The organism is Chryseobacterium capnotolerans (genome assembly GCF_021278965.1).
Taxonomy (GTDB): domain Bacteria; phylum Bacteroidota; class Bacteroidia; order Flavobacteriales; family Weeksellaceae; genus Chryseobacterium; species Chryseobacterium capnotolerans.
In genome coordinates this window covers 2535009-2547167 of the sequence record NZ_CP065589.1, presented here as the reverse complement: position 1 = coordinate 2547167, position 12159 = coordinate 2535009, and the positions used below count along the sequence as shown (strand labels likewise).

General features: G+C 36.9%; 15 protein-coding genes. 11 read left to right on the top strand and 4 right to left on the bottom strand.

Translation table 11 applies throughout. The features are described from left to right. Positions 1-441: 441 nt before the first annotated feature. Positions 442-903 (top strand): DUF1062 domain-containing protein, encoded by a 462-nt coding sequence (locus H5J24_RS12130; RefSeq protein WP_232816330.1) that lies wholly within the window; start codon positions 442-444, stop codon positions 901-903. Between the two features lie 204 nt (positions 904-1107). On the opposite strand, the gene H5J24_RS12125 is transcribed toward H5J24_RS12130, so the two are convergent. Further along, entirely contained in the window at positions 1108-2034 is a 927-nt protein-coding gene (locus H5J24_RS12125) for a Dyp-type peroxidase (RefSeq protein ID WP_068945058.1), read from the bottom strand. A gap of 210 nt (positions 2035-2244) precedes the next feature. On the opposite strand from H5J24_RS12125, the gene H5J24_RS12120 reads away from it, so the two are divergent. The 10 genes from H5J24_RS12120 (at position 2245) to H5J24_RS12080 (ending at position 9527) form a co-directional block, all read left to right on the top strand. Next, a complete protein-coding gene (locus tag H5J24_RS12120; RefSeq protein WP_068942973.1) occupies positions 2245-2994 on the top strand; it encodes a sulfite exporter TauE/SafE family protein in 750 nt (249 codons plus the stop codon). Positions 2995-3076: 82 nt separating this feature from the next. Then, positions 3077-3256 carry a MoaD/ThiS family protein gene (locus H5J24_RS12115; protein WP_232816329.1) on the top strand — a complete coding sequence of 60 codons (180 nt, stop codon included), beginning with the start codon at positions 3077-3079 and terminating at the stop codon, positions 3254-3256. Positions 3257-3284: 28 nt separating this feature from the next. After that, complete coding sequence (locus H5J24_RS12110) at positions 3285-3701, top strand: molybdenum cofactor biosynthesis protein MoaE (protein WP_068942975.1); 417 nt, start codon at positions 3285-3287, stop codon at positions 3699-3701. A gap of 46 nt (positions 3702-3747) precedes the next feature. Next, positions 3748-4620, top strand: a complete 873-nt coding sequence (gene fdhD / locus H5J24_RS12105) for a formate dehydrogenase accessory sulfurtransferase FdhD (RefSeq protein WP_068942976.1) — start codon at positions 3748-3750, stop codon at positions 4618-4620. 130 nt (positions 4621-4750) lie between these two features. Beyond that, positions 4751-5101: a DUF7009 family protein gene (locus tag H5J24_RS12100; protein ID WP_068942977.1), complete on the top strand. Its 351-nt coding sequence runs from the start codon at positions 4751-4753 to the stop codon at positions 5099-5101. A 22-nt stretch (positions 5102-5123) separates the two neighbouring features. After that, positions 5124-7517 (top strand): FdhF/YdeP family oxidoreductase, encoded by a 2394-nt coding sequence (locus H5J24_RS12095; protein WP_068942978.1) that lies wholly within the window; start codon positions 5124-5126, stop codon positions 7515-7517. An 18-nt stretch (positions 7518-7535) separates the two neighbouring features. Then, positions 7536-8021 (top strand): molybdopterin-dependent oxidoreductase, encoded by a 486-nt coding sequence (locus H5J24_RS12090; RefSeq protein WP_068942979.1) that lies wholly within the window; start codon positions 7536-7538, stop codon positions 8019-8021. Positions 8022-8052: 31 nt separating this feature from the next. Next, on the top strand, positions 8053-8199 hold the full coding sequence (locus H5J24_RS25590; RefSeq protein WP_346729978.1) for a bestrophin family ion channel: 147 nt from the start codon (positions 8053-8055) through the stop codon (positions 8197-8199). Beyond that, positions 8171-8971, top strand: coding sequence for a bestrophin family protein (locus H5J24_RS12085; protein WP_346729998.1), 801 nt, complete (start codon positions 8171-8173; stop codon positions 8969-8971). The genes H5J24_RS25590 and H5J24_RS12085 overlap by 29 nt, the downstream gene beginning before the upstream one ends. 10 nt (positions 8972-8981) lie before the next feature. Then, positions 8982-9527: a DUF488 domain-containing protein gene (locus H5J24_RS12080; RefSeq protein ID WP_390881154.1), complete on the top strand. Its 546-nt coding sequence runs from the start codon at positions 8982-8984 to the stop codon at positions 9525-9527. A 61-nt stretch (positions 9528-9588) separates the two neighbouring features. Here H5J24_RS12080 and H5J24_RS12075 read toward each other — a convergent pair whose 3' ends face one another. The 3 genes from H5J24_RS12075 to moaC all read right to left on the bottom strand — a co-directional run bounded on the left by H5J24_RS12075 (position 9589) and on the right by moaC (position 12035). After that, positions 9589-10629, bottom strand: a complete 1041-nt coding sequence (locus H5J24_RS12075; protein WP_068942981.1) for a HesA/MoeB/ThiF family protein — start codon at positions 10627-10629, stop codon at positions 9589-9591. Positions 10630-10972: 343 nt separating this feature from the next. After that, a complete protein-coding gene (locus tag H5J24_RS12070; RefSeq protein ID WP_068942982.1) occupies positions 10973-11578 on the bottom strand; it encodes an NTP transferase domain-containing protein in 606 nt (201 codons plus the stop codon). Next, complete coding sequence (moaC, locus tag H5J24_RS12065; RefSeq protein ID WP_068945060.1) at positions 11559-12035, bottom strand: cyclic pyranopterin monophosphate synthase MoaC; 477 nt, start codon at positions 12033-12035, stop codon at positions 11559-11561. Before moaC ends, H5J24_RS12070 begins: the two co-directional genes overlap by 20 nt. Between the last annotated feature and the right edge of the window lie 124 nt (positions 12036-12159).

The window sequence follows — 12159 nt, the reverse complement described above, 5'->3', positions numbered from 1 at the left end:
ACCTGTTATCGCTTACAATTAGCCTTCAAAAACCGTAGGCTAATTATTCTTTCGTTCAGGTAACTCTACCTGAACAGGTTTTCATTTAACCCTATTATTTATTGCATTGCCAATAAGGCAACTGTATCTCTATTTCTGTTTTTGACGGTTCTGCTGTTCAGAAAAGAATAGGAGAGGATATTTCTGTTCAATAGCTGTACTGACTTTGTAATGCGTGAATAATAGGTAAGAAATTACTAAAGAATATTAAGCACAAATTATAATGAGTATAGAGTATACATGGGTAGTAAAAGCCCGGAACACGCCCCTTTTGAAAAAGAAATGCAACCATTGCGACAGCGAAAGGTTTCATTGTAGTGATAAATTCAGGCTCAATGCCCAAAAAAGAATATTGATATATGGTTAATTTACAGATGTGTAAAATGCCACCACCGATACAACATGACTATATTTTCCAGAATCAGAAAAGAGTCCATCAGTAAAGAAATGTTTAATAGACTTTCTGAGAATAATGTTGATCTGGCCTGGGAATATGCTTTTTCCCGCGAAATAAGAAGGAAAAACAATGCAGAAGTAGATTTAGACAGTGTTGAATATGAAATTCAGTTTGATGAGGTTCCGCTAGAGTACATGATGACTTCAGATAGTGAAGTACTGAGCTTTATAATCAAATGTCCTTTTGAATTTAACCTGAGATTATCTACAGTGGTGAGAAGTTGCTTACACCTTTCATCAAGCAAAATGAATCAATTGATTGATGCAGAGGCTATTTTTGTTCATGGAAGACGGTTACAGAAAAAACATAAAGTTCAGAACGGAGACATTGTCAAGATTTATAAAAATATTTTCATCAATATAGCATACAATGAAGATAAACAACTGGAAATAAATGTAAAGGAATAGATTTCCATAAAACATTAAGTTGTATACTATTTAGCCACTAATTCACGAATTATTTTGATTTGTGAATTAGTGGCAATTAAAATCTGTGTAATCTCCAGAATCTGCGAGAGAAAATACAACTCTCAAAGAGGTTTTTCATCACGTATTGCTTTATTAAGAACGATATTTTGAAGCAGTCTCAGCTAAGCTATTGTATGAGTTAATTTATGAAGAAAATTCATCCAGCATATCCGCTGAAGGAACAAAAAATAAAGTTCCGGTCTGCGCAGTACTGAAATCCAGAATGCGGTCATAATTTCCTACAGGATCACCAATGAACATGTTCGTCAGCATTTTTTCTACGGTACTGAATGTGCTCGCATAGCAGATAAAATAAGTCCCCATTTCATTTGTGGAAACATTCCCGAAAGGCATATTGTCTCTCACTACTTTGAAATCATCTCCTACATTGGCCAGAGCAATATGTGAGTTTTTAGGTTTTACATCATCATCCATTTCAATATCCTGTTCTTTCGATCTTCCGATCACCTTTTCCTGATCCTCTACAGAAAGAGATTTCCAGGCATTCATATTATGGATATATTTCTGAACAAAAAGATAACTTCCCCCTTCATATTCAGGATCTGTATCTCCGATAATGGCAAAATAATCACGGTCTTTTCCATGCGGATTTTCCGTACCATCCACAAAGCCTAAAATGGATCTGCTGTCCCAATAACGGAATCCCTGTACTTCTACAACACAGTCTGCAATTCCAGTCATGAAATCCGAAATCGTAGAAGCCATATCATAGGCTAGGCTTTTTTCATCAGAACGGATATGAAAATGAAGATCTCCTTTTGTACTTACCGCAGTATGTTTACTGCCTTTTATTTCTTCGAATTTTTTAAATTCTTTGGGCAACGGACTGGGTAATTCAAGTTGTAGCCATGCCTCGTAACCGATTCCCATCACGCAGCTTGCTTTAGAATTCGGAAAACGATCAAGAGCAGAATTGTTAAGATTGGTGATCAGAGCACATATTCTCTGAAATATCGATTTAATTTTTGCAGGATTTGCATCCTGTTTAAAATTCCAGACCAGGAAATAAGTATTGTTGTTAGGATAATCAGTGACATTCTGAGAATTCATGTTTTTTTGTGTTTCGTTTGCGGGCATTTTTTACTGTTTCTAATGAATCAAATTTAATAAATGATAATGGTACCACACCACTTTATTCTTGAGATAAACAATTTATGACATTTTTTTCACAAATTACTGTAGAGACTTTTAGATTTTCTATCCGTAATCAAGCTCTAAAATGAGTATTATTGTAATAAAATAAACCGTCAATAAAATAATATGGGCCATTGGGAGATTTTTCTGCTGTTTTTGATCATTGCATTTGTATACTCATCCGTAGGATTTGGCGGTGGTTCAAGTTATCTGGCTGTATTGGCCATGTATAGCCTGCCTTATCAGGAAATCCGTTTAACAGCATTAATCTGTAACGTTATTGTTGTAGTGGGAGGTGTATATATTTATGTTAAAAATAAACAGATCAATTGGAGAAAAGTGCTGCCCATAACGCTGGTAAGTGTTCCCATGGCTTATTTGGGAGCCATACTGAAAATAAGTCAGGAAACTTTTTTTATGATCTTAGGAATTACTCTTATTATAGCGGCTGTCTTGTTATGGGTTAAAACGGAAGCTAAAAATGAAGAAAAGATCTCGTATGAATCAAAAACTACAATTGTGGGAAACAGTTTTTTAGGAGGTGGAATTGGCTTTTTATCCGGATTGGTAGGAATTGGAGGCGGAATTTTTCTTTCCCCTTTATTGAATCTGATGAAATGGGACACACCAAGAAAAATAGCTGCTACCTCCAGTGTATTTATATTGGTGAATTCTGTATCAGGTATTTTCGGACAATTATCGAAACTGTCTGTGGAGATAGATTATTTCAGGATTTTAAGCTTATGCCTGGCAGTTTTGATAGGGGGCCAGATAGGTTCCAGAATGTCCCTGAAATGGAATCCTTTGGTGATAAAAAGAATGACTGCAATCTTGGTTTTGGTGGCAGGAATAAATGTTCTCATGAAATATTGGTAAAATCTTAGTGTAAAAATAAAATGAAACTCAAAATATTAGCTTTTGGAATCACGAAAGATATTTTCGGAGCATCAAAAAAGAATTGGAAGTTCAAGACGATTTGAACGTCAGACAATTAAAAGAAAAATTGGAAGAAGACTTCCCTCAACTCATAAAGTTGAAATCCTATTTCATTGCAGTCAATGAAGAATATGCTGAAGACGATCAGATCATTGTAAACACAGATGAAATAGCCATCATTCCTCCTGTAAGTGGCGGATAAGACTTATGAAGATTCAAAATAAAAAGAAATGATTGATATCAAAATCACAGAAGATATATTAAACATAACCGAATGCCTAACCTTGGCTCAGGATCTGAGCAGTGGCGGTGTTTCAACATTTATAGGAACTGTTCGCAACGTTACTAAAAATAAACCTGTTAGCCGTTTGGAATACGAATGCTATCAACCTATGGCGGTAAAAGAAATCAAGAAAATTATAGATCAGGCTATAGAATTGTTTGGTGTACGGAATATTGTGGTTCATCATCGTATTGGAATATTGTTTCCAGGTGATGCCGCAGTAATCATTGTGGTAAGTGACGGACATCGGGATGCTGTTTTTGATGCTTGCCGTTATATTATTGATACCATAAAGAAAACCGTTCCTATATGGAAAAAAGAGATTTTTGAAGATGGAGAAGAATGGGTTTCAGCACACCCATAATTGAATAACGAAAATTCGTATATTTACTATAACAGATTATTCAGATATGAAAACCAATACATTAGAAAATAAATCTGTACAGAAGATAGAGATTATCAAAGTAAAAGAAAACAAGAGTTTTCCTTATTCTGATGATCTTTCTGTAGAAGAACCTCTGGAAATCCGGATTTCCTATGGTCCAAAAGACCAAAGGATTACTAAAAACATATCCGTAACCATGAGAACGCCCGGCAATGATGCAGAATTGGCAGCCGGTTTTCTATTCACAGAAGGAATTATTTCAGGCTCCCATCAGATTCAGAATATAGATCATCCACAGGCAGAATGTTCCAGAAACCGGGAAAATATCATTGAAGTGGAATTGACTGAAGATTTTACTCCCCATCTTCAAAATGCTGACAGAAATTTTTATACTACATCCAGTTGTGGAGTATGTGGAAAAGGTTCTATAGAATCTATAAAAACCGTAAGTACTTTTCAGGATATCAAACGTGAAGAACGTATCTTATTATTTGATGTTTTGTATCAGTTATCTGATAATCTGCAGTCTTTTCAGAATAATTTCAGTGCCACAGGAGGAATTCATGCCTCAGGAGTTTTCGATGTTGATGGACAGCTGCTGGCTTTACGGGAAGATGTAGGAAGACACAATGCACTAGATAAACTGATTGGCCATGCATTATTCACAGGACAGCTTCCTCTGAAAGATAAGATTTTAGTACTTAGTGGCAGGGCTAGTTTTGAACTTATTCAGAAGGCGGCTATGGCAGGAATTACTGTAGTGGCAGCAATCGGAGCCCCATCCAGCCTTGCAGTAGATGTAGCAAAAGAGTTTAATATGACGCTGTTAGGATTTCTTAGAGATAACAGATTTAATATTTATAACGAAAGTAGCTTTCACAAAATCATTGAAAAGTAAATTTTAACGGCCACGAATCCACTAATAAGAATAATACATCTACAAACCTATGTATCTATGTGGTTTTAAAAAAAATATTTTTACCACATAGGTGCATAGATAAAGTGAATTAATAATTAAAAAGAAACTAATGAAAATAAGAATAAAAGACAATTCCATCAGATTTCGTTTAACCCAATCTGAAGTTTCAGAATTAGGAAAGAACGGGACGGTTTCCAGTTTTACAGAATTTGTAGACAGACCATTCATCTATGCCATAGAGAAAACAAACGATACTACATTATCAGCGGCATTCATTGAAAATAAAATGGTCATGAAAATGCCTGAAGCCATGGTAGAAGAGTGGATCTCTACAGATATTGTGGGATTTGACGGTCAGTCAGGCCCAGTTAAGCTTTTGGTAGAAAAAGATTTTGTATGTATAGACAATACGATGGAAGATCAAAGCGACAACTATCCGAATCCCAATCTTAAATGTTAATCACTTTACAAAATAAAAGGTTATGGAAGACAATCATAAAAAGAAAGTAGAAGAAGAGATCAGCAGAGAACCTAATGCTGAGAATCCATTCACTTTATTAGACCTTAAGTTAACACACGTAGAAAAAGCTGCTGCAGGAGTTCCTGCGGTAATGGCTGCTTTTAGTGATTTATTTGAAGAAAAAACACCTGTCCGGGGAATGAGAGCCCTGTTCAAAATGAATCAGATAGGTGGCTTCGACTGTCCGAGTTGTGCCTGGCCCGATCCTGATGATGAACGCTCTGTATTGGGAGAATATTGTGAAAATGGTGCAAAGGCTCTTGCAGAAGAAGCTACAACTAAAAAAGTAACACCTGAGTTTTTCAAACAAAACTCCGTATATGATCTGGCAAAATTAGATGACTATCAGATAGGGAAAATGGGAAGGCTTACCGATCCGATGTACCTGGCTCCGGGAGCAACCCATTATGAACCCATCAGTTGGGATCATGCCTTTAAAAAAATAGCAGAACATTTCAATGCATTGGAATCTCCGGATCAGGCTGCTTTTTATACATCAGGCCGAACGAGTAATGAAGCATCATTTGTATACCAATTATTCGCTAAAGAATTTGGAACCAATAATATGCCTGATTGTTCCAATATGTGCCATGAAACTTCAGGTTCTGCACTTCGCCCAACCATAGGAATCGGTAAAGGAACCGTAACTCTGGAAGATTTTTATGATGCTGAAGTGATTGTAATCATCGGACAAAACCCAGGAACCAATGCTCCGAGAATGATGAGTGCTTTGGCAAAAGGGAAGAAAAATGGAGCTAAAATTATAGCGATCAATCCATTACCTGAAGCAGGGTTGATGGGATTTATTAACCCTCAGAGCGTGAGAGAAGTCCTTACCGGTGGTGTACAACTGGCAGACCTTTATTTGCCTGTAAAGATCAATGGAGATATGGCTTTATTGAAAGCTTTGGAACTCCTTTTAATTGAGTTTGAAAAACAAAATCCAGGGAAGGTATTTGATGAAGATTTCATTAAAAATAAAACGGTGGGATACGAAGATTTCATGAAACAGTTTGATGAGTATAAGCTTGACGAATTGGCTGAACTTTCAGGTGTTTCCAAAGAAGCTCTTCGTCAGGCAGCAGAAATGATGGCTTTTAAAAAGAAAATTATAGTCAGTTGGGGAATGGGGCTTACCCAGCAACCGAACGGCGTTGATATGATCCGCGAAATACTGAATATTCTTTTACTGAAAGGCAGCATTGGTAAACCGGGAGCAGGAGTTTGTCCTGTAAGAGGCCACAGCAATGTTCAGGGAAACAGAACGATGATGATTGATGAAAAACCAACTGATGAACAGCTTGACCGTCTTGAAAATTTCTATGGTTTTAAAGTTCCCCGCAAACATGGATACGATGTAGTGCGTGCCATAAAAGCCATTCACGAAGAAAAAATAAAAGTAATGTTCTGTATGGGCGGAAACTTTATTTCTGCGACTCCTGATACCACTTATACAGCCAATGCCTTGAGAAAACTGAATTTATTGGTGTCTGTTTCCACCAAGTTGAACAGAGGACACCTTGTTCATGGAAAAGAGGCTTTAATTCTTCCTACTTATGGGCGTAGTGACAAAGATATTGTGAATGGCGAAGTACAGATCATCACTACAGAAAACTCAATGGGCGTTGTTCAGAGTTCAAAAGGAATGCTGGATGCCGTTTCGGATAACCTCATCAATGAGACCCAGATTGTATGCCGTATGGCCATGGCTACTTTAGGGGATCGTTCTGTGGTGAACTGGCAGCGTTTCCATGATAGTTATGATGCCGTGAGAGATGATATTGAACAATGCATACCTGGCTTTACAGATTATAACGTTCGTGTCAGACAGAAAGGAGGATTTTACCTTCCCAATGCAGCAAGAGACGAACAAAGCTTTTCTAAAGAGCTTGGCGGACGTGCCCCTTTTACATTAACAGAAATTCCTGATAATACGCTGGCTTCCGATGAATATATGATGGCTACAACCCGTACTCACGATCAATTTAATACAACCATTTACGGATTAGATGACCGTTACCGCGGAATAAAAAATGAACGCCGGGTGATATTCATGAATCAAAAAGATATTGATAAAGCAGGATTTAAAGCAGGTGATAAAGTAGACCTTTTCAACTATGATGATGGTATAGAAAGAGTCGCTCCTCTGTTTATTATTGTTTCTTACCAGATTCCAGAAAAGAATACTGTTACCTATTTTCCGGAAACCAATGTTTTAGTATCCGTAAATAATGTGGTAAAGGAAAGTAATATGCCGGCTTCCAAATATGTGAAAATCAAGATTAAAAAACATAATCCCGAAGTCTATAAAAAAGTAGATGAAATGTTATATCAGGGAGCTATTCAAAGACCATAATTATTCTTATATTGTTGTATGAAAAAAATACTGCCTGTAGCGCTGTTATTGCTTTCCGGCTGGGCCTTCGGTCAATCCGGATTCAAATTGAAAGTGAGTGGGGAAGTTCCTACTCCTTTAGAATTGCGTCTGAACGATTTATCAAAGATGCCAAGAAAAGAAGCCTCACTTAAAGATAAAGATGGAACAATTCATGTATACACAGGAGTTTCCATTCGTGATATTCTTGCAAAAGTTGGAGCTCCTTCAGGAAAGGAACTTCACGGTGAAAATATCTCAAAATATCTGCTGGCAAAATGTAAAGACGGATATCAGGTTTTGTTTTCATTAGCTGAGCTGGATGCTTCTATTGCAGATAAAAACGTTATTGTAGCAGATACAATGGATGGAAAACCTTTGGCAGAATCAAAAGGTCCGCTTCGCATCGTTGCAGAAGGCGAAAAAAAACCTGCACGCAGCTCTTATCAATTGGAATCTCTGGTAATAGGACAGATCAAAAAATAAAATTTTAAATAAAGGCTTTACAACAAACGGTATGATTATAAGGAAGAAGGAACATTGGTTTAAAATGCTTTTTGTCTGGCATGGTTCAGTATTGCCTGGACTGTTGCCGCGTCTTTTTTTGCTTTTTATTTTATCATTGGGCGTAGTTTATCTGCGCGGGGTTATTTTTTTCCTTTAAAATTCCGCTTAATCCGGCACCATTAACGCTATTCGGATTTGTACTGGCTTTATTTTTAGGATTCAAGAATAACGCCAGCTATGATAGATTCTGGGAAGGACGTAAATTGTGGGGCGCTTTATTAAATACTGCGCGTTCCTTAACCCGTCAGGCTTTAACCTTGAAAAATAGAAAAGAAAGCAGTGTTTCTGTTCCTGAATTTATCAAATTATTAGGTGCTTTTATTTTCGCATTGAAACATCAGTTGAGAGGAACAGATGCTCATGAAGACCTAAAAGAGAGATTGAATGAGGATCAGTTAAAAATAGTTTCTGCAGCAAAGTATAAACCCGCTGTCATTATGAGGTTATTGGCAGAATGGGTTCAGAAAGCAAAAGAGGAGGGAAGTATAGATACCATTCAACAGGCACGTTTTGACGAAAATTTTGATAAACTCTCTGATATTGTCGGTGGGTGCGAAAGGATTGTGTCCACTCCGCTTCCTTACAGTTACCGTGTTTTATTGCATCGTACTGTATATATTTACTGTTTTCTTTTGCCGTTTGGATTAGTAGATTCACTAAGGTGGTTTACTCCGCTTATTGTTGTATTTGTAGCCTATACTTTTGTAGCATTTGAGGCCATAGCAGATGAAATCGAAGAACCGTTTGGTACAGAAGCCAATGATTTAGCTTTAAACAGTATGAGTGCGATGATTGAAGAAACTATTCATGAAATGGCGGGAGAGGAAATTACTGTTTCTAAGAAAGAACAACACACCATCATAGACTAATTACAGACCTATGGAATCTTTGAAAAAACCAATTATTTATACGATTGGACATTCTACTCATTCCCTGGAAGAATTTATAGAGATGTTGAAATCATTCAACATTGAAGTTCTTGCTGATGTACGCAGATTTGCCAGTTCAAAGAGGTATCCGTGGTTCAGTAAAGAAAATCTAGAGAAAGTATTACCTGAAAATTCTATTGAATATATCCATTTTGAAACCTTGGGTGGAAGGAGAAAAGTACAGGCCAATTCAGTCAATAGCCGTTGGAAAAATGAATCTTTCCGTGGTTATGCTGATTATATGCAGACTGAAGAATTCACCAAAGCAATTGAAAAACTGGATACAATAGCAAGATTAAAAAGAACCGCTTTTATGTGCTCAGAAGCCGTTTGGTGGAGCTGTCACAGATCAATGATCTCGGATTATCTAAAAGCAAAAGGATGGGACGTAGAACATATTATGAAGATTGGAAAATCAGAAGAACATCCTTACACAACACCTGCAAGAATCAGTAACGGGCAAGTTTTCTATTCAGATGCCAGTTTATTTGATTAATCAGCTTCTAAAGAGATGAACTAAAAGTGTTCAAACTAAAAGCTTTTGTGGCTAAATAAAGCTATCCGGGTATTCCATCAATACCATTTTGCAAAGAAAACACTTCCTTCTCAGGAAATACTTTTTTAATTTTTCTCACAGCTTCCATACTTCGTTTGCCGGACTGGCAGTACATCATTATAGGGTTTGAAACCGAAGAAAGAAAAGGGAAGTGTTTATCCAATTCATCCAGTGGAATATTCTTTCCGCCAATATTAAACTGTTGATGTTCCTCCTTTGTTCGTACATCTATAATTTCAAAGTTTTTCTGATTCCGTTTAAATTCTTCAAAACTGATACGTTGAACAGTTTGAGTAAGACCAGAGATTTGGATAGAAGTTTTTTTAAGCTTTATAATCTGAGTTTTGCCGCTCATTACATTCATCATCCAGAGTTTTCCTGCCAGAGTTTCTTCGGATCCAATAAGGTATTTTATGGCTTCGTTGGCTTGTATACAGCCTACTATTCCGGCTAGAGTTGGAAGTACACCACCTTCTCTGCAGTTAGGAACCTGAGATTCTTCTGCATTAGGAAAAACATCACGATAATTAGGAGAATAACTGCCATCTTTTTGTAAAACATTCCAGATGCTTACCTGACCTTCATCTTGATAAATAGCCCCATACACCAAAGGTCTTCCTGCTAAAACACAGGCATCATTCAATAGACATTTGGTTTCAAAATTATCTGTTCCTTCAATGATGAGGTCAAACTCTGAAATCAGTTCCATCACATTGGAAGAAGTGATGCGTACTTTATAGGGAATAATGGATACAGAAGGGTTTTGTTGTTGTAATCTTTTGGCTGCAACATCTACTTTGTAAGCTCCTATATCCTCAGGGCTGTATAAAATCTGACGATGGAGATTACTCAAAGAAACAATATCATCATCCACAATACCAATGGTTCCAACACCGGAAGAAGCAAGATATTGGGCCGTAGGACAGCCAAGTCCACCCATACCCACAATAAGAACTTTTGCATTTTTCAACAGTTCCTGGGATGCCATACCAAATCCCGGTAAAGCCATCTGACACTGATAACGTTCAAATGATGTATTCATAATTGTTTCTTTATATTTTTGCCTCTATTTTTTGCCACGAATGCACGAATTTTTTAATGTTTACGATTCAGTTTATTTCTATTAATTAATCTATAAGCATTCTTAATTATAGATTCTAATTATTTATTACATCTGAGAATCTTATTCGTGGTGCTTAATATTCCCTCGCAGATCATGCAGATGGCGCAGGTTTTTCACAATCATCTGCATAATTCGCATAATCTGCGAGAGATAAAAAATATCTGCAAGATATGCCGCATTCAATTGTATCGCAGATAAAATCCTCGCGCCTTAAAAACGTTTTAAAAAGAAAAAATTGGCGCCCTTGTGTTTTCCAACAAAATTAACTTTTTAGAATCCGGTGAGCTTTTTCAGCATCCTCAGGCGTATTCACATTCATTAAAGCATTCGGATTATCAGGTTTCAAAATTAACGTATCACTATTGATTAGAACCTTTCGTGGACATGTATTTCCAATTCCCAGAAATTGAAGCAGCAAAGGATAGCTTTTAGGCTCCCAAATCGTAATTAATGGTTCTGGTAAGCCATCAAAAGGACTTTCATAAGTAGTTGCAGCCTTTTCAGGATCTCTTGACTGTACTAAGAATTCCAGAGATTTCGGATCCAGTAAAGGAAGATCACAAGCTACCACCAACCATGCCTTATCTCTTTGAGAACGTAGTGCTGAGAGAATTCCGCCAAAAGGTCCCATATTCAGAAATGTGTCGGTAAGAGCTTTATAATTGGGATCAAAGTTTTCCAGTTGATCCTGTCTGCAGGAGATAAAAACCTCATCACAAAACGGAGTTAGAAGATCTGCTGCAAAATAACGCTGTTCTTTTCCATGCCATTGAAGGAGATCTTTAGCTTTTCCCATTCTTACACTCTTTCCACCAGCGAGAACAAGACCATTAATTTTAGGAACGGTATCAGACTCTTTTGAAATCATTTTTTCCACCTGATTTTTCTATTAATTTTATTTCTTTGATAATAATATCATGGCTTAATGCTTTGCACATATCATAAATAGTAAGGGCTGCAACAGAGGCGCCGGTAAGAGCTTCCATTTCCACTCCTGTTTTAGCTTCTATACTGGCGGTGCATTCAACGACAATATCGTTTTGCTCATTCAGTTCTATCTGTAAATGACAGTTATCGAGTCCGATGGGATGGCAAAGAGGAATAAGTTCACTCGTTTTTTTAGCTCCCATAATTCCTGCGATAATGGCAATCTGGAATACAGACCCTTTTTTTGTTTTGAAATCGTCCTGTTGTAAAGCTTCCAATATATTTTCAGGCAAAGAGATTATAGCTTGTGCAACAGCTTTTCTTTTGGTTACACGTTTTCCACCAACATCTACAATAGCAGGCTGTCCGTTTTTATTAAGATGAGTAAATTCTGACATATCTTCTTTTTTAACCCACAGAAATACATTTTTATTAGCCACGAATGCACGAATTTGTTTAAATATCTCTTGCATTATCATCTATGTATCTATGTGGTTGTTTTTTACCATATAGACACATAGA

Excerpts from the sequence above, each read along its gene's own strand:
- H5J24_RS12130 (WP_232816330.1), top strand. The coding sequence starts at position 442 with ATGACTATATTTTCCAGAATCAGAAAAGAGTCCATCAGTAAAGAAATG.
- H5J24_RS12125 (WP_068945058.1), bottom strand. The coding sequence starts at position 2,034 with ATGAATTCTCAGAATGTCACTGATTATCCTAACAACAATACTTATTTC.
- H5J24_RS12120 (WP_068942973.1), top strand. The coding sequence starts at position 2,245 with ATGGGCCATTGGGAGATTTTTCTGCTGTTTTTGATCATTGCATTTGTA.
- H5J24_RS12110 (WP_068942975.1), top strand. The coding sequence starts at position 3,285 with ATGATTGATATCAAAATCACAGAAGATATATTAAACATAACCGAATGC.
- fdhD (WP_068942976.1), top strand. The coding sequence starts at position 3,748 with ATGAAAACCAATACATTAGAAAATAAATCTGTACAGAAGATAGAGATT.
- H5J24_RS12100 (WP_068942977.1), top strand. The coding sequence starts at position 4,751 with ATGAAAATAAGAATAAAAGACAATTCCATCAGATTTCGTTTAACCCAA.
- H5J24_RS12095 (WP_068942978.1), top strand. The coding sequence starts at position 5,124 with ATGGAAGACAATCATAAAAAGAAAGTAGAAGAAGAGATCAGCAGAGAA.
- H5J24_RS12090 (WP_068942979.1), top strand. The coding sequence starts at position 7,536 with ATGAAAAAAATACTGCCTGTAGCGCTGTTATTGCTTTCCGGCTGGGCC.
- H5J24_RS25590 (WP_346729978.1), top strand. The coding sequence starts at position 8,053 with ATGATTATAAGGAAGAAGGAACATTGGTTTAAAATGCTTTTTGTCTGG.
- H5J24_RS12080 (WP_390881154.1), top strand. The coding sequence starts at position 8,982 with ATGGAATCTTTGAAAAAACCAATTATTTATACGATTGGACATTCTACT.
- H5J24_RS12075 (WP_068942981.1), bottom strand. The coding sequence starts at position 10,629 with ATGAATACATCATTTGAACGTTATCAGTGTCAGATGGCTTTACCGGGA.
- H5J24_RS12070 (WP_068942982.1), bottom strand. The coding sequence starts at position 11,578 with ATGATTTCAAAAGAGTCTGATACCGTTCCTAAAATTAATGGTCTTGTT.
- moaC (WP_068945060.1), bottom strand. The coding sequence starts at position 12,035 with ATGTCAGAATTTACTCATCTTAATAAAAACGGACAGCCTGCTATTGTA.